The 22,328-nt window shown below is 45.3% G+C and carries 15 protein-coding genes; 9 read left to right on the plus strand and 6 right to left on the minus strand.

The features are described from left to right. Positions 1 to 11: 11 nt before the first annotated feature. The 5 genes from nqrE to FO447_RS05650 form a co-directional block, all read right to left on the minus strand. Entirely contained in the window at positions 12 to 635 is a 624-nt protein-coding gene (nqrE, locus tag FO447_RS05630) for an NADH:ubiquinone reductase (Na(+)-transporting) subunit E (RefSeq protein ID WP_117664010.1), read from the minus strand. A gap of 1 nt (position 636) precedes the next feature. Further along, positions 637 to 1,263 (minus strand): NADH:ubiquinone reductase (Na(+)-transporting) subunit D, encoded by a 627-nt coding sequence (locus FO447_RS05635; RefSeq protein WP_117586729.1) that lies wholly within the window; start codon positions 1,261 to 1,263, stop codon positions 637 to 639. A 12-nt stretch (positions 1,264 to 1,275) separates the two neighbouring features. Continuing rightward, on the minus strand, positions 1,276 to 1,878 hold the full coding sequence (locus FO447_RS05640; protein ID WP_118311115.1) for an FMN-binding protein: 603 nt from the start codon (positions 1,876 to 1,878) through the stop codon (positions 1,276 to 1,278). Between the two features lie 18 nt (positions 1,879 to 1,896). Continuing rightward, a complete protein-coding gene (locus tag FO447_RS05645; protein ID WP_117693604.1) occupies positions 1,897 to 3,054 on the minus strand; it encodes an NADH:ubiquinone reductase (Na(+)-transporting) subunit B in 1,158 nt (385 codons plus the stop codon). 82 nt (positions 3,055 to 3,136) lie between these two features. Further along, on the minus strand, positions 3,137 to 4,492 hold the full coding sequence (locus tag FO447_RS05650) for a Na(+)-translocating NADH-quinone reductase subunit A (protein WP_200758044.1): 1,356 nt from the start codon (positions 4,490 to 4,492) through the stop codon (positions 3,137 to 3,139). Between the two features lie 353 nt (positions 4,493 to 4,845). Between FO447_RS05650 and FO447_RS05655 the strand changes: the two genes are divergently transcribed. The 9 genes from FO447_RS05655 to FO447_RS05695 all read left to right on the plus strand — a co-directional run bounded on the left by FO447_RS05655 (position 4,846) and on the right by FO447_RS05695 (position 20,427). Then, positions 4,846 to 9,045 (plus strand): translocation/assembly module TamB domain-containing protein, encoded by a 4,200-nt coding sequence (locus FO447_RS05655; protein ID WP_200758045.1) that lies wholly within the window; start codon positions 4,846 to 4,848, stop codon positions 9,043 to 9,045. A gap of 1,174 nt (positions 9,046 to 10,219) precedes the next feature. Then, on the plus strand, positions 10,220 to 10,432 hold the full coding sequence (locus FO447_RS05660; protein WP_262893233.1) for a DUF4248 domain-containing protein: 213 nt from the start codon (positions 10,220 to 10,222) through the stop codon (positions 10,430 to 10,432). A 186-nt stretch (positions 10,433 to 10,618) separates the two neighbouring features. Continuing rightward, a complete protein-coding gene (locus tag FO447_RS05665; protein ID WP_200758046.1) occupies positions 10,619 to 11,770 on the plus strand; it encodes a PDDEXK nuclease domain-containing protein in 1,152 nt (383 codons plus the stop codon). A 257-nt stretch (positions 11,771 to 12,027) separates the two neighbouring features. Next, a complete protein-coding gene (locus FO447_RS16330) occupies positions 12,028 to 12,375 on the plus strand; it encodes an ORF6N domain-containing protein (RefSeq protein ID WP_234699073.1) in 348 nt (115 codons plus the stop codon). A gap of 158 nt (positions 12,376 to 12,533) precedes the next feature. Next, on the plus strand, positions 12,534 to 13,172 hold the full coding sequence (locus FO447_RS05675) for a hypothetical protein (protein ID WP_200758047.1): 639 nt from the start codon (positions 12,534 to 12,536) through the stop codon (positions 13,170 to 13,172). Positions 13,173 to 13,230: 58 nt separating this feature from the next. Next, positions 13,231 to 15,783 carry an outer membrane beta-barrel protein gene (locus tag FO447_RS05680; RefSeq protein ID WP_200758048.1) on the plus strand — a complete coding sequence of 851 codons (2,553 nt, stop codon included), beginning with the start codon at positions 13,231 to 13,233 and terminating at the stop codon, positions 15,781 to 15,783. 1,134 nt (positions 15,784 to 16,917) lie between these two features. Then, a complete protein-coding gene (locus tag FO447_RS05685; RefSeq protein WP_022121809.1) occupies positions 16,918 to 17,016 on the plus strand; it encodes a smalltalk protein in 99 nt (32 codons plus the stop codon). 241 nt (positions 17,017 to 17,257) lie between these two features. Then, the gene (locus FO447_RS05690) at positions 17,258 to 18,118 is read left to right on the plus strand and encodes a tRNA threonylcarbamoyladenosine dehydratase (RefSeq protein WP_118190016.1); all 861 of its coding nucleotides are present in this window, start codon (positions 17,258 to 17,260) and stop codon (positions 18,116 to 18,118) included. A 317-nt stretch (positions 18,119 to 18,435) separates the two neighbouring features. Then, complete coding sequence (locus FO447_RS05695; protein ID WP_200758049.1) at positions 18,436 to 20,427, plus strand: KUP/HAK/KT family potassium transporter; 1,992 nt, start codon at positions 18,436 to 18,438, stop codon at positions 20,425 to 20,427. 142 nt (positions 20,428 to 20,569) lie between these two features. Here FO447_RS05695 and FO447_RS05700 read toward each other — a convergent pair whose 3' ends face one another. Continuing rightward, positions 20,570 to 22,051 (minus strand): tagaturonate reductase, encoded by a 1,482-nt coding sequence (locus FO447_RS05700; protein WP_117727669.1) that lies wholly within the window; start codon positions 22,049 to 22,051, stop codon positions 20,570 to 20,572. Between the last annotated feature and the right edge of the window lie 277 nt (positions 22,052 to 22,328).

Genomic DNA, 22,328 nt, shown 5'->3' on the forward strand with positions numbered 1-22,328 from the left:
GTCCTCCTATTTTAGATTTTCAAGCCTGAGAAGCAAAGCATAGCCATTGCCATGAGGCCTACTGTAATAAATGTGATGCCGAGTCCCTGCAATGGCTTTGGCACGTCGCAATACTGCATCTTCTCGCGGATGGCTCCCATCAGCACGATGGCAAGAGTCCAACCCAGACCGGAACCTACGGCATAAACGATGCTATCCCATACTGAGGTGATAGCCTGAGTATTGGCAGGATCCATCAGGATGCGCTGCTGCATGAAGAGCGATGCACCCATGATGGCACAGTTTACGGCAATCAATGGCAGGAAGATACCCAGCGCTGCATAGAGCGATGGTGAGAACTTCTCTACAATCATCTCTACCAGCTGCACGATACCGGCGATGACGGCGATGAAGAGGATGAAGCTCAGGTAAGTGAGGTCAACACCCAGAATGCCGTCGGCGCTGAGCACCTTAGTCTGCAACAGGTAATCTACAGGCACGGTGATGAGCAACACGAAGGTTACTGCCAAGCCCAAGCCCAAAGAGGTCTTCACGTTCTTGGATACTGCCAAGTATGAACACATACCCAGGAAGTAGGCGAAGATCATGTTATCGACGAAAATCGAACGGAAAAACAAACTTATTGCGTGCTCCATCTTACTTCTCCTCCTTATAAATATAGGCACGATGTACCCAGATTACACATCCAACGAGAATCAATGCCATGGCTGGCATGGTCATCATACCGTTGTTAACATATCCAAAGTCGTAAGCTCCCTCTGGAATCAGCTGGAAACCGAGCAATGAGCCGCGGCCCAGGAACTCACGAACAGCACCCACAATCACGAGGATGAGGGCGTAACCCAAACCATTACCTACACCATCGAGGAATGAAGGCCAAGGCTTGTTCATCATGGCGAACGCCTCCAAGCGACCCATCAGGATACAGTTGGTGATGATAAGACCCACATACACGGAGAGCTGCACGCTCACGTCGTAGGCGAAAGCCTTCAGCACCTGGCTCACGATGGTAACCAGGGCAGCAACTACCACCAGCTGGACGATGATACGGATGCGCTGAGGGATGGTGTTGCGGATGATGGAAATAATCACGTTAGAGAATGCCGTGATGATAGTAACGGCAAGTCCCATCACAATGGCTGGCTTCAGCTGGGAAGTAACAGCCAGGGCACTACAGATACCAAGCACCTGGACGAGGATAGGGTTGTCGCCGTTCAGTGGCTTGATGAATGCCTCCTTATTTTGTTTACTAAATAATGCCATAATTTCGCTTAATTATTTAATGAATTTAGCAAGACCTTCCTTGAGCATGGCATCCACACCGTTGGATGTCAATGTAGCACCGGTAACGGCATCCACATTGTTAGGGTCGCTGGCAGGAGCGTCTTTCTCAACGCCCAGAGCGATGCCCTCTACTCCATCCTTGTGAATCTTCTTGCCCTGGAATTTCTGCTGCCACTTCAGGTTGTCCTTGATTTCAGCACCAAGTCCGGCAGTCTCGCCTTCGTGGTTGAAATATACGCCATAGATGGTGTTGTTGTCGGCATCCACGGCGATGAAGCCTGAAATGCCGCCCCAGAGACCCATACCCTTTACAGAGTAAACGGTCTTCTTCTGACCATCAATCTCGCACTCGTAATACTTCATGCCGTCCTTCTCCTTCTCGTCCTTCACCACCTCTTTATATTTGGCAGCCGCAGTAGCGTTGTCAAGGTCGCGCAGGTTGAGGGAATTGAGAATCTGCTTCTGAGTATCAAGAGCCACGTTGGCATCCTGTGTTGCCTTCAGCGAAGAAGACACGAACGCGAGCAGGAATGCCACGATTACCACGATGATAACCGAATAGATAATAGTATAGCTATTTGAATTTGTCTTCATATCTACATTCCTCCTACATTATTTAATAGCACGTTTAGCACGGCGTGAGATGTTGCTCTGAACTACACAGTAGTCGATAAGTGGAGCAAACATGTTGCCGAAGAAGATAGCGAGCATCATACCCTCTGGATAACCTGGGTTCATCACACGTACGATAACGGCGATGGCACCGATGAAGAATCCGTAGAAGTACTTACCCTTCTCAGTACGGGCTGAGGTTACAGGGTCGGTAGCCATGAATACGGCACCGAAGCAGAAACCACCGAGCACGATGTGCTCATACCAGGCGATAGGTGTCATGCCGAGAGCCTGGAAGATAAGCGCCATCACGATACCGCCTGCGAATACTGAGCCCATTGTCTTCCAAGATGCGATGCCTGTCCAGAGAAGGATGATGGCACCGATGGCGATGGCGATGACTGAAGTCTCACCGATACAGCCAGGAATGAAACCGATGATAGAATCGCAGAGACTAGCTGAAGGTATGCTGCCCTGAGCCAGCTGACCGAGAGGAGTAGCAGCTGTGAAGCCATCAGGCAGGGTGTTACCCAGACCGAAGATAGCATCCTTAGCCACCCAGACCTTATCACCACTCATAGCCAATGGATATGAGAAGAAGAGGAACATACGGGCACCCACAGCCACATTAAAGATGTTCATACCGGTACCACCGAAGATCTCCTTGCAGAAGATGACTGCGAAGGCGCACGCCAGAGCGAGCATCCACAGCGGTGTAGAGATAGGAATGATCAATGGGATGATGATACCGCTGACGAGGTAACCCTCCTGGATTTCCTCGTGCTTCCACTGAGCCCAGGCAAACTCGATGCCGAGACCCACGATGTAGCTAACCAGCAACTTAGGGAGGACAGCCAGGAATCCGAAGCCGAAGACCTCGATGAAGCTGGCAGCATCTAGTGTACCTGCAGCCTTGAAATTCTGGTATCCCACATTATACATACCGAAGAGCAAAGCAGGAATCAGGGCGATTACCACAAAGCTCATGATGCGCTTCGAGTCGATTGAATCGTGGATGCTGGCTCCGCTCTTCGCTGTCGTATTAGGCACGTACAGGAAGCTCTCAAAACCGTCAAACACGCTCTCGAAGGCATGCAGCTTACCTCCCTTCTGGAAGTTAGGCTTTATCTTATTGAGATAATTTCTTAATGCACTCATTATTATAATAATTAATAGTTAAGAGTTTATAGGGGTTTAGCAGCATTGCTATCAACTATAAACTGTCAACTGTAAACTAAAACTAAGCGTTCTCCTTGCGCAGGGTATTCAAGCCCTCGCGTACAATCTTCTGCAATTCGAGCTTAGATGAATCCACGAACTCAGCCACAGCAAAATCTTCCGGACTTACCTCGTAGATACCGAGCTGCTCCTGCTTGTCGATATCGCCGGTGATGATTGCCTTGATGAGATACTCACCATAGATGTCCATCGGGAGCACCTTGTCATACTCGCCGCTCATGATCATGTGACGCTCGCCACCCTTCACGCGGGCATCGAGATTGTACTCCTTCTTCTTGCCGAAGAGCCAGGAAAGATATGAACGCGATGTAGAGAACTGGTCGGTACGTGGAAGGATCCAACCCAGCATTTCATCGTTGTCATCACCCTCTGGGATGGCTGTAATCTCTGACGTATGACCACCTACGAAATCGGCTGTAGTTGTCTTTACACCAGTAAGAGGATTACCATTGATAAGTCGCACATGGTCAACAGCTTTCAGCTGATTGGCTACAAAACTGCTTAAAGGTGTACCTACCAATACTTCAGCATAGCCAGGAGTCTTGATTTCACTACCAGCCACAGCTACAGTCTTGTGCAAATCAACCTTACCTGTCAGGAAGAGTCTTCCGAAGAAGATAACCGATGCTGGATCTACTGTCCAAACCACCTCGCCCTTGTTTACCGGGTCGATGTTGTTCACCTGTACGCCTACATTACCTGCCGGACAAGGACCGTCGAATACATTGAGTTCTACGTTCTTAGCCTCGCCGAGCGCATTGCTGTGCTGGTCAACGCCAACACCAAGATAAGTTTTCGCAATCTTGCTCAAGGCTGTCAAACCCGTCTGGAAAGCCTCTTCGTTGCCTTCGAGTTCTACCTCAAAGTCGGCAGCGAGCGGCATGTCGCAGAGGGCAGAAACGAAAATTGCCTTAGGCTTGGTGTCGGGAGTTGTGGACACAGCATAAGGCAACTGGTTGATGTATCCGAAGAGACCAGCCTCAAGCAGCGCCTGCTTGACAGCCTCACCGTCTAACGCATCAACGTTTTTCTTACCAAAATCCGTAGAGGTCTGTACTGCGTCGGCCTTCACCTTCACGCAGAGCACCTTTCGGCGCTCACCTCTCTCAATGGCGGTTACTTCTCCGCTCACTGGCGAGGCAAACTTCACCTCCGGGCAAGCCTTGTTCACAAACAAGGCATCTCCGGCATTGACATGATCGCCCTCGCGTACCACTACCTTAGGAGTCACACCCACGAAAGCCGCAGGAACCAGCGCATACTCGCCAGCCTGAGCCACCTGGAGCGTTACATCCTTGGAAGCCTTACCCGTAAGGTTAATGTCCAAGCCTTTACGTAACTTAATTACATTTGCCATAACTACATTAAAAAATATTATATATAAACTTACTAATCACTTCAAGATATATGCTTCAGCGCCCTCATCAAGACGCTATACCGGCCATCTGCCATAAAACATATATTTTATCTACTTCTATGCTGAAACTTCTAAACGTGCTGCAAAAATAGTGAAAAAAAGTGATATAAAAAAGAAAAATTGTGTGAATTATTCGATTTTATGCCGATTTTTCAGTAATTTTGTCGCAAAATTCAAATTAGTAACATTTTTGTAAACTAGAGAAAGCAACTCTGAAACATTTAAAACATATCATCAATAGCATTATATGGACGCTGGCTGCTGTCTATTTCTTGCTTGTCGTACTGTTGCACGTGCCACCAGTACAGGCCTTCATCGGCTCTGAAGTAGCCGGTGCACTGGCTCAGAAATTCGGCACTCAGGTAAGTATCGGAAAGGTGAACCTGGGCTTCTTCAACCGCATTATCATAGATGACGTGATGATGCTCGACCAGAAGGGCGACAGCATGATCTGTGCTTCGCGCGTATCGGCAAAGCTCGATTTCCTGCCTTTGAAGGATGGCAAGATTTCGGTTTCATCTGCCCAGCTCTTCGGTCTCAACGCCAACATCTACAAGCAGGATGCCAAGAGCCCAATGAACATCCAGTTCGTGCTCGATTCGCTGGCTTCGAAAGATACCACCCGCCATACTCCGCTCGACCTGCACATCGGAAGTCTGATTATCCGCCATGGTGCCGTTGCCTACAACCAGCGCGATATTGCGCCTAAGCCGGGCGTCTTTTCGCCGCAGCATCTAGGCATCACCGACCTCTCTGCCCACATTATTCTGGGCCATCTCACCGACAAGGATATCCATTTGGCTGTCAAGAAGATAGCGCTGAAAGATAAATCAGGACTTCAACTCAGAAATCTGAGATTCAAACTCGATGCCGACCAGCAGCAAGCCCTGCTCAGAGACTTCAGCATCGAGCTCCCTCATTCGCAATTGCAGTTTGATGACCTGCGCGCTACCTACCGCATCGAGAACAAGCATATCGTAAAGCCTACACTCCAGTTTCAGGGCGGCATCAAGCCATCCGTCATCACGCTTGCCGATATTGCCTGCTTCGTGCCTGAGCTCCGCAAGTTCAAGGATGCCCTGCAGCTTCATCTCCAGTTTTCGGGCACCAGTACATCTGCCCGCATCCATAACCTCGAATTCAAGACTCAGAGCGGCAGTCTGCTGCTCCGGGCAAACGGCCGTGTGAGCGATTGGGACCGCCTTCTGCGCTGGAAGGCAAACATCTCAGCCCTCAGGATATCAGGCGATGGCATCGGAGAGGTTTCCAGAAATCTGGGCAAACGCATCAGCATTCCGAAAGAAGTGCTGCGCCTGGGCGACATATATTATATAGGTGAAGTATATGGTGCAGGCAAGAACGTAGGCACCCGCGGCCAGCTGAAGACCGGCGTGGGCGAAGTAGCCATCAAGGCCGAAAAGGCTGGCTCCGAGCTCAAGGCTAGCATCAACACCCAGGGCATCAACCTGGGCAGAATCCTCGACAACGGGCAGTTCGGCATCCTGGCAGCATCGCTTTCGGCTCACGGCAACAAGCAGCATTTCTATGCCAAGGGCAGCATTCCGCGCTTCGATTTCAACAAGTACAGCTACCGCAACATTCAGATAGACGGAAGCTATAAGCAGGGACTGGTAGAGGGACTCGCATCCATCGCCGACCCTAACGCCAACATCCAGGTAGAAGGCTCCTACTCCATCCCGCGCAAGCAGTATGCCGCAACAGCCCATGTTCAGCATCTGCTGCCAACCATTCTGGGACTGAAGGTAGCCGACAAGACCTACAGTCTCGATGACATCACCGTAAGCGCCAAGAACCAGGGCAAGGACAGCTATTTCGACCTCGAAGCCCCGTTCGCCAGCATCCATGTTAACGGAGAGTACGATTACGCTACCCTCACCAAGAGCTTCACCAACCTGGTAGCCAGCAAACTGTCTACCCTTCCGGGCATCGGCAAGGTAGACAGGAGTGCGAAGAACCATTTCACCTTCCAGGCAGAAATCACCTCTACCGAGATTCTGCAGCGCATGCTGGGCATTCCGCTGCAGATAGAGCAGCCCGTCTTTGCCGATGGATTCATGAACGATGCCGAGAAAACCGTCAACATCTATACCAGCGTGCCTGACTTCAGCTATGGCGGCAAAGACTATCATGGAGCCAAAGTGCGACTGCATACCATCAACGATTCGCTCAAGATAGATGCGCAGATCAGGCAGGGCAAATGGGGAGATAACGGACCGGGCATCCACGTAAAGGCAGCCGCTGCCGACAACCAGCTCTTCGCCAAGCTCTTCTACAACAACCATTCGGCTAAGCTCCCTATCCAGGGCATCATCGATACGAGGGCGCAGTTCTTCAAGAACGAAGATCAGGTTTCTACCGCCCACGTAACCATACACCCGTCTGAAATCAGAATCGACGGCACGCCGTGGGAGGTTCATCCTGCCGACATCATCTACAGCAAGAACCGCCTGCTGGTAGACCATTTCGCCGTGAGCCACGACCAGCAGCACGTCATCGTTTCCGGTCTTGCTACACCCGAGAAGACCGATTCTATCGTAGCCGACCTGAAGGATGTGGATGTGGCATACGTGCTGAACCTCATCAATTTCCATTCGGTAGATTTCACCGGCAAGGCTTCGGGCAAGGCTATCATCAAGAGCCTCTTCAACGACCCTGATGCCTACGCCCAGCTGGACGTGAAGGAGTTTACCTTCGAAAACGGACCGCTCGGCGTGCTCCATGCTGGTGTCAACTTCAACAAGGAGCTTGAACAGATTGATATTCATGCAGTTGCCGACGATGGTCCGGAGCATCAGACGCTCATCAACGGATACGTCTCGCCTAAGCGTAACTATATCGACCTGGGTATCGATGCCCAGGGCACCAGCATGAAATTCCTCGAGAATTTCTGCGGCAGTTTCATGAACCAGGTAGAAGCCTGGGGCGATGGCCATCTCAATGTGGTGGGCGATTTGAAGAACATCAATCTTGTGGGCGACCTTACCGCTCACGGCAAGGTGCACCTCAAGCAGCTCAACACCGATTATACCTTCGATGCGCTCCATGCCCACGCTATCCCAGATGATATCCTCATAGAGAATGATACCATCTTCGACCGCAACCGCAACATAGCCATCCTGAGCGGAGGCATCCACCACAAGCACCTCACCAGGCTGAGCTACGACCTCGATATCAAGGCGCACAACTTCCTGGGCTTCGATACCCGCGAGTTTGGCGACAACACCTTCTATGGCACCATCTATGCCACGGGCGATGTGGGCATCCACGGCAAGAGCGGCGAAACCGTCATCGATATCAACGCCGAACCCGAACCGGGCAGCATCTTTGTATATAATGTGGCAAGTCCGGACGCCATCAGCGACAAGAGCTTTATCCACTGGCACGAGATTGTGCCGGATATCATGGACAGCCTGAACGGGGCTCCAACCACGAAACAGAGAGAGGATGACATCGATTTCGAATCGGATATGCGCATCAACTTCCTCGTAAACACCAACCAGAACCTCACGCTCAAGCTGATCATGGACGAGCAGTCGGGCGATTACATCACCCTGAACGGAGATGGCGTAATTCGCGCCAACTACTTCAACAAGGGCTCGTTCGACATGTTTGGCAACTATGTGGTAGACCACGGCACCTACAAGCTCACCATCCAGAATCTCATCAAGAAGGAGTTCGAGTTTATGCCGGGTGGCACCATCGCCTTCGGTGGCAACCCATACAATGCCCCACTCAACCTGCGGGCTAAATATACCGTAAACGGAGTGCCGCTGAGCGACCTGCGCATAGGCCGTTCGTTCTCGGGCAACAACATCCGCGTAGACTGCCTGATGGACATCACCGGCACGCCTCAATCGCCTAAGGTAGATTTCTCGATGGACCTGCCTACGGTTAACAGCGATGCGAAGCAGATGATCTACTCTATCATCAATTCGCAGGAAGAGATGAACCAGCAAGTGCTCTATCTCTTGGGCATCGGCCGGTTCTACGCCCAGACCAACAACAACCAGGTGAGCGAGGATGGTGAACAGCAGAGTCAGACTTCGCTGGCGATGCAGAGCCTGCTGAGCGGCACCATCTCGCAGCAGCTGAACACCGTACTTTCCAACGTGGTGAAGAGCAACAACTGGAATTTCGGTGCCAACATATCTACGGGCGATGAAGGTTTCAACAATGCCGAATATGAGGGCATTCTGAGTGGCAAGCTGCTCAACAACCGGTTACTCTTCAATGGCCAGTTCGGTTATCGCGACAATCCGAATGCCACGCAGAGTTTCATCGGCGATTTCGACCTCCGCTACCTCATCTTCCCTAACGGCAACCTCGCCATACGCATGTACAATCAGACCAACGACCGCTATTTTACGCGCAACAGTCTGAACACGCAGGGTCTCGGCCTCATCATGAAGAAAGACTTCAACGGCCTCCGCGATTTCTTCGGCATCAAAAAGAAGAAGAAGAAAAAGAAATAAAAGACAAAAAGAGGGTGTGTCATAACCAGATGACTCACCCTCTTTTTTTTCTGAGCTTCGCATGTGGGGAAGTTAAGGGAAGTTAGAAGGAAGTTAAGGGACAAATGTCCTAAGTTTAAGCTAGAAGACTATTGTCTCTTAACTCCTTAAAATTCTTTAACTTCTGAACTTGCGAAACCAGAATCTAATATGCGAAACTTCAAGTTTTCTGCATTAATATTTGTTTAAAAACCAGTCCTTTTTCGGTATCGTTAACTTCTTTTATCTGATAATTGTTTAACACAACATAAGACGTGATTCCCTACCCCCACTCGATTTTTCAAAGATTTCAGCAGTAAGAAAAGAGGAAAAAGTGGACCTCTAAAAAAAGGCACCCATTTCGGAACCAAAAATAAACGCTTAAAATATGTAAAAACGGGCTGAATTCTTAAAATATGTTTATAAAAAGCGAAAAACACCCTTCACCACCCTTCACCCGTAACTATTTGACACACAAAATGTTAAATAAAAAGGTGAAGGGTGAAGGTTTGAAAACTCTTTTTTATATATACGCGCGGCAAGGAAAAAAATCCGTTTTTTCATTTTTCTGATTATCTGGTTTTTCCAAAAATCCTAAAAAAAAGAATATAATATAAGATTTAAAATATACCCTTCACCCTTCACCTCGTCACTTTTCCGATGTTTCGCTTCTTCCCTACTTCTTCTTCAAAATCCCCCAACAAAAATGGGCGCAAAACCAACATGTTAAAAAGTTTAACCTAGGTTATTCTTTGTAAAAAGCGAGTCCTATAGGACTCGCCGCCTAAGTAAAACATTTTGTATACCTTCGCAACATGAAAAAACGATAAAACCAGATACTGGTATTACTGCGATGAAGTGGACAAGAGAACGGCAGAGGACATCAAGCACCGGCTGCCCTGCATCACACACCCAGCGTGCAGCTCAAGGGAAACTCCAAGAAGCTGACTGACTTCAGGAAGGAAACCTATTGGCTGATGCCGATACGCCGCCCGAGGATCTCCCATTTTAGGAATTTCTGCTTCGGAGATATTTTTTTATCTTTCGGAGATATTTCCGTATCTTTCGGAGGGATTTTCTTATGAATCGGAGAGATTTTATTCTACCAGGCAAAAGAAAGAAGCAACTGACAAATACAGACAAAAACGAACAAATTATGATAGAAAACAGAAGTTACGGGAAGGCGGAGCTCGCCATGCTCTACTTTCCCACCGCTACCCTCAGGGTAGCGCTCAACCGACTGGTGAGATGGATCAACCGGTGTCCCGAGCTCAAGCAGAGCCTCTGTTCGGGTTACGCCGGCAAGTTTTCCCACTTCTACACCCGGCAACAAGTAGCAGAAATCATCGAATTTCTGGATGAACCATAAAAAAATCACCCTGGAAGGGAATGCATACAACACACTATGCATATCCCTTCCAGGGTGAGTTTTAATAAAACTACAATCACAGCAATAAAACTATTAATTTTACGTTCTTTTCAAAAAAAGGGTTGTGCAATAGTGGCTTAAAGGCTAAAAGCACTACCTTTGTAAATAATATCAAAACAGAGTATAATGGAAGAAAACAATATAACAGTAGATAAAGCTGTCCAAACCATAAAAGGGGCAATTTTGCGAGCTCAAGCACAGGCGAGCCAGTCAAGTAATGCCATACAGTTGTCTTTATATTATGGTATAGGGCGTTATGTGTCTATCAATTTACAGCAAGCACATTGGGGCGCAAAAGCTCTTGATACTATTAGTGAGAGATTGCAGCGTGAATTGCCAGGATTAAGAGGCTTTTCTTCAGGCAACTTGAAGAAAATGCGTATCTTCTATGAGGAATGGCAATGCCTTTCAATTGGTTCGCCATTGGCGAACCAATTACAACAGTTTGAAAATAAGATAGAAGATGGTGTTGAAATAGGAGAAAAGACACTCCTTTGTATTAACAGACCTATAGAGTCAGCAGACTTGCATATAGAGGATTTTGTGGGCATTAGTTTCACTCATCATATGGAAATTTTGCATAAAACTACCACTTTAGATGAGCGCATCTACTATATACATCAAGTGAACCTGTATCATTGGAACAAGTACGTATTACGGAAATACTTATCAGATGACCTATATCACCATCAAGGCAATATGCCTAACAATTTTCCGAAAGCGATACCAGACATTAAGCAATCAATGAAAACAATATCAATGTTTAAGGATGAATATTTGCTTGATTTCATCAATACTGAAAATTTGGGACTGGAGATTGAGGACATTGACGAACGTGTAGTTGAGCAAGAAATTGTAAGAAACATGCGCGATTTCATTCTTCAATTCGGAAAGGATTTTATCTTTATGGGTAACCAGTATCGTGTCGTACTTGAAGGAGAAGAAATGTTCATAGACCTTTTGTTCTTTAGTCGAGAACTTGCAGCAATGGTAGCCGTGGAACTAAAATACGGTAAGTTCAAACCTTCATATTTGGGACAACTATGTACATATCTACAAGCGTTAGACCTTACTGTAAAAAAGCCACACGAAAATCCTTCTATTGGTATTGTTTTATGCAAAGAAATGAACAAGGCTTTTGTTGACATTGTTGTAAGGAACTACGACAGCCCAATGGGAGTAGCAACATATAAAACCAAACAGGATATGCCTGAAGAATTACAGAAGGCTTTGCCTGATTTGGATAAGATGAAAGATCTGTTTTGCAAATCGTTGTAAATGTGTATTCACATTTTATAAAATACGTATTAAGGAGTAAGGCTATAATGTTCTTACTCCTTTTTTCATTTGTACAACGAGTGAAGCGATTAATAAAAGTGCAATCACCGCAATAATACTATTGATTTTACGTTCTTTTCAAAGAAAGGGGTTGTGCAATAGTGACTTAAAGGCTAAAAGCACTACCTTTGCATACAATAATAAGTAACAACACGTTTAAGGTCACAAATTGTGACCTTAAAAATAAAGATAGAAATATGGCAGATATAACGGAAAAGACAGTTAATGGCGAACTGGTCACAAATCGTGACCAGTTGGTTGGTGTTGACAATATAGAGCCTCTAATAAAAATCATTAGAGGACAACAAGTTATGCTTGACCGTGACCTTGCCACACTTTATGGCGTTGAAACAAAGCGTCTTAATGAGCAAGTAAAACGTAATATTAAACGATTTCCAGAAGATTTCATGTTTCAATTGACCAAGGACGAATGTTTAAGGTCGCAAATTGCGACCTTAAACGAAGAATCCGACAAGCGTATAGAAGATATGCACCGATTGATGTTGAAACATTCCGTTTATCACATGACCGCTTCCTTTGTATAGACGATGATGTATATCACATAGGTGCATCCATAAAGGACTTGGGCAAAAAGTGGTTTGGTTTCTCCAAGATGGAGATACTTACACCAGACGAATTGGTGGAAAGGATCAATAGAGAGTAATCGATACGCAATATTTCAAGAATATAAAAATTACGAATTATGAAAAAAATACCATTTATAATGATTGTAGTTTGGGGAATAGCGGTATTATGTACACTATTCTTGAGTTCATGCAAGCGACCAGAGGTCTTAGACAATAGTACTCTTGTAAATAGCGCAAGAAACGTGGCTTTGACCTTTGGTCCTGCGTATGTTCCATTTTTTAAAGAGGCTAACGTATCGGATATTCAAGTTTTTAAAAAGAAGGATTACGGAGGAGACAGCCGCCCTCAAATAAGAAAACAGATAGGAAGAAAGTTCTATACTGTAACTTTTACATATGATAGTACTGCCGTTAAATTTGATTTTGGATTTGCAGCAAGAGTCAGAATATGGAAAGATACAGGGGAACCATTAGATGTTATATTTGGTAATGGTTGGGGAAGAAATTTTTTCTTTTTAAGTTTTAAGGAACAAACAGATCATTCTGCAAATGACTATGAGAAAGTGGCTTCTGACTCTATTGTTAAAGTACCATTGCAAACTGTACATGAACCAGAGAGTATTTGGAATTCCAATGCTGACAACAAACAAGACAGCCTATCAACGAGAGACTTTTCATCCTATGGCTTTGTGGAAGACAAGGAGTCGTTGAATGTTTTTTCTGTAAATTTTGAAAAAAGTTATTGTTTTGCTTAGTTTTTTGCTTGGCTCAACTGTATATACAGTATATGGACTATAAAACAGAGAATAGGCTATGAGTAAATATCTGATAAGTTTGATTTTGCTTTCGGTGATAAGTATGGGCGTTTCTGCCCAACGTATCACTCGACAATATAATAATGTGTCATTTTCTGCGGCATTAAAGGATTTGAATGCCAAACAGGATAAGTATGTCATCAACTTTGTGTATGACGAGTTGGAGGATTTCAAGGTGACAAAGAACATCAAAAATGAAAGTGTTCCAGATGCCATCATGAACTTGATAGGTTTTTACCCTATCAAGATGAAACAGGTGGATAATATTATCATTGTAGAATGTATTCAAAAGACTTCTAACAGAATGATGGGACGCATTGTAAACACTCACCATCAACCAGTCGATTTCGCCAATGTCGCTTTGCTCAATGTTCGTGATTCCAGTTTAATCACGGGTGGTGTGACAAATGAGAATGGTCAGTTCGTAATTCCTTGCGAGGTGAAAAAGGCGATTGTGAAAGTAAGTTGTGTGGGCTACAAAACTTACTGTAATGCATATCGTACCGGTGAGGTTGGTGCCATAACCTTGGAGGATGCAACAATTAATCTGCAAAAAGTTATGATTAAAGGTCATCGCAAATACATATCAAGAGAAAATGGTAAACTTACGCTTGACGTTCAAAATTCCAATTTGAAAAATATTGGCAAGGCAACAGATGTTATCAAATATATTCCTGGGATGCTCTATACAAATGGAAAGTATGAGGTGTTTGGTAAGGGTGAGCCTGTCATCTATATAGATGGAAGAAAGCAGACTAATACTTCAGGGTTGTCACTCCTTTCTTCTACCAACGTGAAGTCTGTACAGCTCATAACAAACCCTGGAGCAGAATACGATGCAGAAACAAGGAGTGTCATAAACATCACTACCGTACACCATTCCTTGGATAGACTTTCTGGTATTGTGGGTGCGGAAATCTCCAAACATAAGAATTTGTCTAACAACGAGGAGGTCAACCTCAACATCCACAAGGGAGCTTTGGATGTATTCCTCGCATATCAACATGACAATACGAGAAGTGACATCAGATATGATGTTAACCAGTTCAATTACGGGCAAGATACATTTCATGAGATTTCTGTTTCTGAATATTCCGACCGCTCTCGCTCTCATGACTATAATGTTGGTATGAATTATGCCATAAACAAGAATCACACTATCGGCGGAAGATATTTGGGAAGCATCTCCAACTACAAGATGCTCGACTCTCCTTTCGACTATATGCAGACGTACAAGAATGATGAACTGCTGACATCTACAGACAACAAGACTGAAGAATCTGAAAAGGAAAGGTTTCACAATGTCAATCTGTATTATATCGGCAAACTAACAGACAACCTACAGCTCAACTTGGATGCCGACTATGTTTATGCTCAACTGAAACATAAGCAACAAGTGAGCGAGACAAGTAGAATAGATGCTGTCTCAGAAATCACGCATATGCAAAACGACCAGCGAAATCGTGCGACTGCACTCAAAGGGGTGTTTGCTTGGAACATGAATAAGAATAATAGGCTTGATTTCGGAACGGATTTCAGTAAAATCAGTTCATGGGGTATGTCTGTAAACGAAGAAGGGAAGATAGCCGATGACCAATTCAAGAATAAGGAAACCAAGTATGCAGGATTTGCCACTTTTCGTTTGTCTGCCTCCAAATGGAAAGGAAGCATCGGGCTTCGCTATGAGTACATTCATGCCATCAACACAGACCAAGGAGAAGTAAAGAACAAGACCAATTATTCGGACTTACTTCCATCCCTTTCTCTTTCCACTATGTTTGGGAGAGTTGGGATGAATCTTGATTTCAGTAGCAGGGTCAACCGTCCTTCGTTTCGTCAGTTGAACAACAGTGTGAGCTACAACAATCAATACCATTATGAGCAAGGCAACATTTATCTGAAACCGCAATACGTGTATGATACAGAACTTAGTGTGAATTATAGCATATTCGACTTCAAGTTGGATTATCAGTATATCAAGGATTACATCCATCCGACTGTCGTTGCTGTATCCGGCAAACCTGGAACGGTAACTTGGATGTCAACCAACGCCAAGGATTTCCAGCAACTAGGAGCGCAATGTGTTGTTTCACCTGTTTTTGGTTGCTGGCGACCTACTTTGACGGTGGGTGTCTATAAACCTTATTTCACGCTATCATATAATGGAGAGCAATTAGATTACAATCATCCATACGGTCTCTTCGCTTTCCAAAATGTAGTGGCACTAAGGAACGATTGGCTTTTTCGATGTGATTTCTATTGGAACATTAAGGGACATCATGGCATCTACGAGCAAAACGGTTATTCGTCATTCAATATGATGGTACAGAAACAGTTACTTAAAAAGAAATTGACGATAACATTAAAAGCAGAGGACTTGTTTGATAGCTCGAAGTTGAACGATGTAAAGAGGGTTAATTTTGTGGTGCAGAACAGAAAAGTGAATAACTTCAATCGCTGCATCATAGCTTCCATTAGTTACAACTTCAATAGTTTCAAAGATAAATACAACGGAAGCGGTTCTGCTGAGGATGAGATTAATCGTTTTTAGAAAAGTATTGTTTTTCAAATCAACCTCTAAAATGCAATACCCAAATTCTGTGTGATGAATATCTCAGGATTTATTAACCGAGATGATCATCCACAGAATTTTCACTTATCAATATCAATCGTTAAAAAACATACATTTTATTGTGTATCCAATAAATTGTTATATTTTTGCAAACAAAAGAGTTGTTTGACAAACAAATATATGCACATTGCAGAAATTAGAATCGGTGCTAAATTATTACCTCTATTGAGGTAAAACACTCATAAATCGCTCATTTTAAGCTATTCTGAATATTTGGGCAGATTTTCAGATAAAATATATGCAGGAAAAGCCCCCGGTGCGTATAGCATCGGGGGCTTTCTGTTTTTAATGCTTCTGCCCTTTACCTTTCCCTTCGGCCGGTGACCGTTGGTTCAGGGCGTGTGGAGCAAAACTTGCGAAACTTGAGTAATTTACCATTTAATATTTTTCGAAAATGTCTTTAATAAGGATACCTTTCAAGGCATCATTCACATCAAAAAACTTTTGCATCATGTTCATCCAACAATCAACATAATACTTAGGTGAGCACTCTAACGACCACATTTCCCCGATGTCATCCATCAAAGCTTCATCAGGATGCTTTAGCAATGCTGCCCTCAAAGGTACGAAATGTTTTTGAAACAACCAAGGATTTTTGAAGATTATTTGTATTACGGTAATTACAATTTCAGTTATTACAGTTTTTTCCTGAGGGGGTATAAGGGTTTGAAGGTAGTAACAATCTGTTACTACAAATATTTATATATAAATATATATAATTATATATTTATATATACTTTTCTATACTTACATTTTAAAAGCGTGATATTTGGTCAAAATAAAACTGTAATAACTGAAATTGTAATTTGTAATCGATTTTTTAGCGGTATCGAGATGCATACTTTCATTGCCCCTAAACTATGACTATCTCATCACAAAGCTATGAGTTATGACCCGCAAAACGATGAGTTGTTTTCTTTAACGCAATATGATGGAAATGTTAATGGAATTTCACATAACTCTGCAAGGTGATTTTTGGTGGTATAAGAAAAATGTAGTACCTTTGCACCTGTAATCAAGAACATTATTAATCACTAAAAAAACTAGAAAATTATGAAGAAAGAAACTTGGAAACAGATTTTTCAGATTGTACTCACAATCTTGACGGCGCTCGGCACTACCCTCGGAGTAACATCATGCATGGGGGCGTAACAGTTCATTATTAGTTACTCCCCCGCCCTTCTTCTTCCAGAAACGCTTACTGAAACTAAATTTCAACCACTAAAAAAAGCATGTGACTATCATTATCCACTTAGTAATAATTCAAGTTTCGCAAGTTTAGAAGTTAAATGAGTTAAAGAATTATAAACATTTATTCATATCAGCCGACATCGGATTTTATTCACTAACTTTGCATCAGATATATACATTAGAATTCTTTACAAACAATAAAATGGAGAATAAAATAACGACAATGGAGCAGGGAATGCAGCGACGCACCGAACTGCTCCTGGGAAAGGATAATCTTGAGAAAATTCAGAAGGCAAGAGTGCTCATCTTCGGTATCGGAGGAGTAGGATCATGGTGCGCTGAAGGACTCCTGAGAAGCGGCGTGAGAAACATCACAATCGTAGACAGCGACAGGGTATGCGTAACCAACTGCAACCGCCAGCTGATGGCTACAAGCCGAACCTTAGGCGAAGTGAAGGTAGAGGCGCTGCGCAACCGACTGCTCGAAATCAACCCCGATGCCAACATCACAGCCTATCAGAAAATATATCAGGCAGAAACTGCCGATGAATTCCACATGGAGCAATACGACTTCATCATCGATGCCATCGACTCGCTCAAGGATAAGGCTGACCTCATTCTGCGTGCCACTGCCCTGCCTAAGGAAATCACCTTTATATCTTCTATGGGAGCTGCCCTGCGCACCGACCCCTTCAAGGTAAGAAAATCTGAATTCTGGAAGGTGGATGGAGACCCGCTGGCAAGAGCACTGCGAAAGAAATTCAAGAAGAACAAAACCTTCCCACGACGAAAATTCCAATGCGTATACAGTGAAGAAAAACCGATGCAGAACCAAGGGGTGAACAAAGCCTGCGGCACGGGCGGATGCCTATGCCCGAAAGCCAAACTCATTAGCGGAGAGAGGGGTACCGATACTGCCGTATATGATGCTCCGGGCGACCAGCAACTGGTAGAACACGAATGGTGCTCTACTAAGGCACAGATCAACGGTTCGCTCTGCCACATCACCGCAACCTTCGGAATGGCTATCGCAGGAATGGTCATCAACCACATCATTGAATAACTGTTTTCTTTACAACAGTCACTTGAAAAGAAACTTACAAAACATACGCAAAAGGCGAGGCGCTTTCACAAGCTCCCCGCCTTTATTAATTATTCAAGTTTCGCAAAGTTCAGAAGTTTCTCGGGAGTAGTCTTATCGGCATTCGCCTCTATTCGTCTCTTCATATCTTCAAAGAATAAAAGTTAAATCCGATAAATCTTGTTAAACAAATTCTATCTTACCTCTTATGTTTATACCTTTGCACGCAAATTTATAATCACAAAGGACATTTTCATGTCCCAAAAAGGATAATATTTAATTTAAATAAGAGAAGAAAAATGAAAGAAAAAGCAGAAAGTTCAGTAGCCTGCAATCATCACAAAGTAGGCTTTCTGGGATTGCTCGTTACATTAGGCATTGTATTCGGAGACATCGGAACATCACCTCTCTATGTGATGAAGGCTATCCTGCATACGGGCGAAAGCATCAGCGAGAGCACCATCCTGGGCGCACTGTCATGCATCATCTGGACACTCACCCTCCAGACCACCATCAAATATGTATGCGTGGCGCTGCGTGCCGACAACAATGGCGAAGGAGGCATCCTCGCCCTCTATGCCTTGCTGCGCCGACTCAAGAGCAAGTGGATTTACCTACTGGCCATCATTGGCGCAAGCACCCTGCTGGCAGACGGAATCATCACCCCTGCCATCACCGTGACCACAGCCATCGAAGGACTCGAAAGCATCAGTCCCAACCTGCCAGTCATCCCCATCACCCTGGGCATCATCACCATCATCTTCTTCGTGCAGCGGTTTGGCACAGAGAGTATCGGCAAATCGTTTGGCGTATTTATGCTGCTATGGTTCCTGCTGCTGGGCGTTGTGGGAGCTTTCAGCATCACGTCTTACCCATTGATACTGAAGGCTTTCAACCCCTATTATGCTGCCATGCTGCTGGCAAAATCGCCTGAATGGTTTCTGATTCTGGGTGCCGTATTTCTCTGTACTACCGGTGCCGAGGCTCTCTATTCCGACCTGGGACATTGCGGCAGAAAGAACATCGCCATCAGCTGGGGCTTCGTAAAGACCATGCTCATTCTCAACTATCTGGGACAGGGAGCATGGGTGCTGAATCATGCTGATACGGCACTGGCAGTGAATCCGTTCTTTGCCATCATGCCGCAGAGCATGCTGTTCTTCGCCATCATCATGGCCACGGGTGCGGCAATCGTTGCGAGCCAGGCACTCATCAGCGGAACCTTCTCCATATTGAGCGAAGCCATGAACCTGCACTTCTGGCCGCGCATGCGAATCAAACATCCTACCCATGTTAAGGGGCAGCTCTATATCCCGATGATCAACCTCGCCATGTACATCGGCGTGGTTCTCATCATCCTGCTCTTCCGCGACTCCTCGCACATGGAGGCAGCCTACGGACTCGCCATCACCATCACCATGCTGATGACTACCCTGCTGCTCGGTTTCTACCTGCACAGCAAGGGAGTGGCACGGATTTTCACGATGCTGTTTATGGGCGCATACTGCATCATCGAAGCCATCTTCCTGACTGCCAATCTGTCAAAGTTTCTTGCAGGTGGATGGTGTACGATGCTCATTGGAGGAATCCTGTTCCTGATGATGTACGTGTGGGTGAAAGCCATGAAGATACGACGCCATTATATCAGCACCAAACCGCTGGATGATTATTATCAGATTATCTCCGACATCAAGGCCGACGAGAGCATCCCTAAGTACGCTTCCAACCTGGTTTATGTGAACCACGCCAACAAGGAAGGTGCCGTAGATGACAAGTTGCTCTACTCCATCATCAACAAGCAGCCGAAACGTGCTGACCATTACTGGCTTATCAACATGGAGTTTGTTGACACTCCTGACACGCTGGAGTACAACTGCGAGACCCTGATTCCTGACACCCTCTACAGCGTAACCATGCACATTGGTTTCCGCATAGAGCCTAGGGTGAGTCTCTATCTGCGACAAGTGGTGGAAGATCTGATAACAGACGGAAAGGTAGATTTGCAAAGCACCTATCCTTCGCTGCGCAAATACGGAATTCCGGGCGATTTCCGATTCATCATCATTCACCGCGTATATTACCCGGAGAGTTCAGATAATCGCCAACAGAACCTGCTGATGAGTATCTACGCTCTTATCAGCAAGATAGGTATTGACGAGCCTAAGGCATTGGGCCTCGACACTTCCATGGTAGTGGTAGAAAGAGTGCCGCTCATCATCAACCATCCGGTCATTAAGGACAAGGTCATTAAGGTTATTAAGGATTCTGAAACATCACAAAGCAGACAATAAGCAAAAAGGCGAGGCGCTTTCACAAGCTCCCCGCCTTTAACCTATTAGCTAGAAGATTATAGCTAACAACTAACACAAAACCTTATAACTATTTTCAAATCTTAATCGTTATTTGAACCTATGAACGAACATGTTTTTTTTATTAGAGGATAGTCTTAACAGCCTCCAACATGCCCTTCTCCTGAATAAGGTCAAGATCTTTCTTAACCAACTCGGTAAGGCCAGGAACTGTCTTGTTCAAATCCTCGTGCCAGATATAGTCGAAGCCCAATACGCCCTCAGCTACCTTCTGGGTATCGCCGGTAGCCCAAAGCTCGGTGAGCTTGTCCATAATCTTCTGGTCATCGTTTGGCTGGATAGGAGCACCATCCTCGCGAACGCCACCCTTATAGTAAGTGATGATAGCAGCGAGACCGAATACCAAGCCCTGTGGCAACTCGCCCTTACGCTCAAGATAAATCTTGACACCTGGCAGGTCGCGAGTCTCAAACTTAGGGAATGAGTTGAGCATGATGCTGGTTACCTGATGATCTACGAATGGATTCTCGAAACGCTCCAATACGTCAGAAGCGAACTTCTGCAGCTCATCCATTGGGAGGTTCAGAGTCTGCATCAACTCCTCAAACTGTACCTTGTGGATGTACTTGCCCAATACCGGGTGCTCGCAGGCATCGCGAACGATGTTTACACCGCTGAGGTATGTAACAGGACTCAATACGGTGTGAGGACCATTCAGCAGGGTAACCTTACGCTCGTGGTATGGCTTCTCATTATCTGTGATAAGCACGTGGAGACCTGCCTTATGAGCTGGGAACTCCTCCTGCATCTGCTCTACTGTCATATTTTCTGCCTTCTCGATAACCCAGAGGTGGAAGCTTTCTGCCTTAACCACGAGGTTGTCCTTGTAGCAAACCTTCTGCTGAATCTCCTTGATGGTATCGCGTGGGAAACCAGGAACGATGCGGTCTACCAATGTAGCGCAAACGTAGCAGTGGTTGGTGAACCACTCCTTGAAGCCCTCGTAATCAGCACCCATATCGCCCTTCCAGAGCTCGATATACTGATAGATGCACTCCTTGAGGTGGTGACCGTTGAGGAAGATCAGCTCACATGGCATCAGGATCATACCCTTGGTTGGGTCGCCCTCGAAGAACTTGTAGCGGTGGAACAAGAGCTGAACCAACTTGCCTGGATAAGAAGCTGCAGGAGCATCTGTAAACTTGCAAGAGTCATCGAATGCGATACCAGCCTCTGTAGTGTTAGAGATGATGAAACGCATCTCTGGCTGCTCAGCCAAAGCCATGAATGCCTGGTTCTGAGAATATGGATTCAGTGCACGGCTGATAACGTCGATACGCTCCAATGTGTTGATAGCCTGGCCGTTCTCCTTACCCTGAAGGTTTACGTGATAGAGGCAGTCCTGACCGTTCAGCCAGTCAACCATACCACCAGCCAATGGCTGAACTACAACGACAGAACCGTTGAAGTCGGTCTTCTTGTTCATATTCCATACAATCCAATCTACGAATGCACGGAGGAAGTTACCTTCACCAAACTGAATGATTTTCTCTGGAGCGACGCTCTTAGGAGCAGTGCGCTTGTTTAATGCTTTTAGCTCTTTCATGATTTGTTTATTTTGTCTTTATTATTTTACTTTTCGTTTTAAATTCCAATCTATTCATCAGATTGTTTTTTTCTGAGTGCAAAGGTAGTAAATATTTCGTTTGATTGTTCCAAAAACAGCGAAAAACTTCACGCAAACCTTTACGCTCCACTCCGGTTCTATACCTTATTATATATATAACTGCACAGGCACGAAATAAAGAAGTAGGGATTTTCCCCCACCCCTTTAGGGGAAATCCCGACCGTGGAAGCAAAAAACATCGTATCTTTGCACCAGA

Source organism: Segatella copri (assembly GCF_015074785.1).
GTDB lineage: Bacteria > Bacteroidota > Bacteroidia > Bacteroidales > Bacteroidaceae > Prevotella.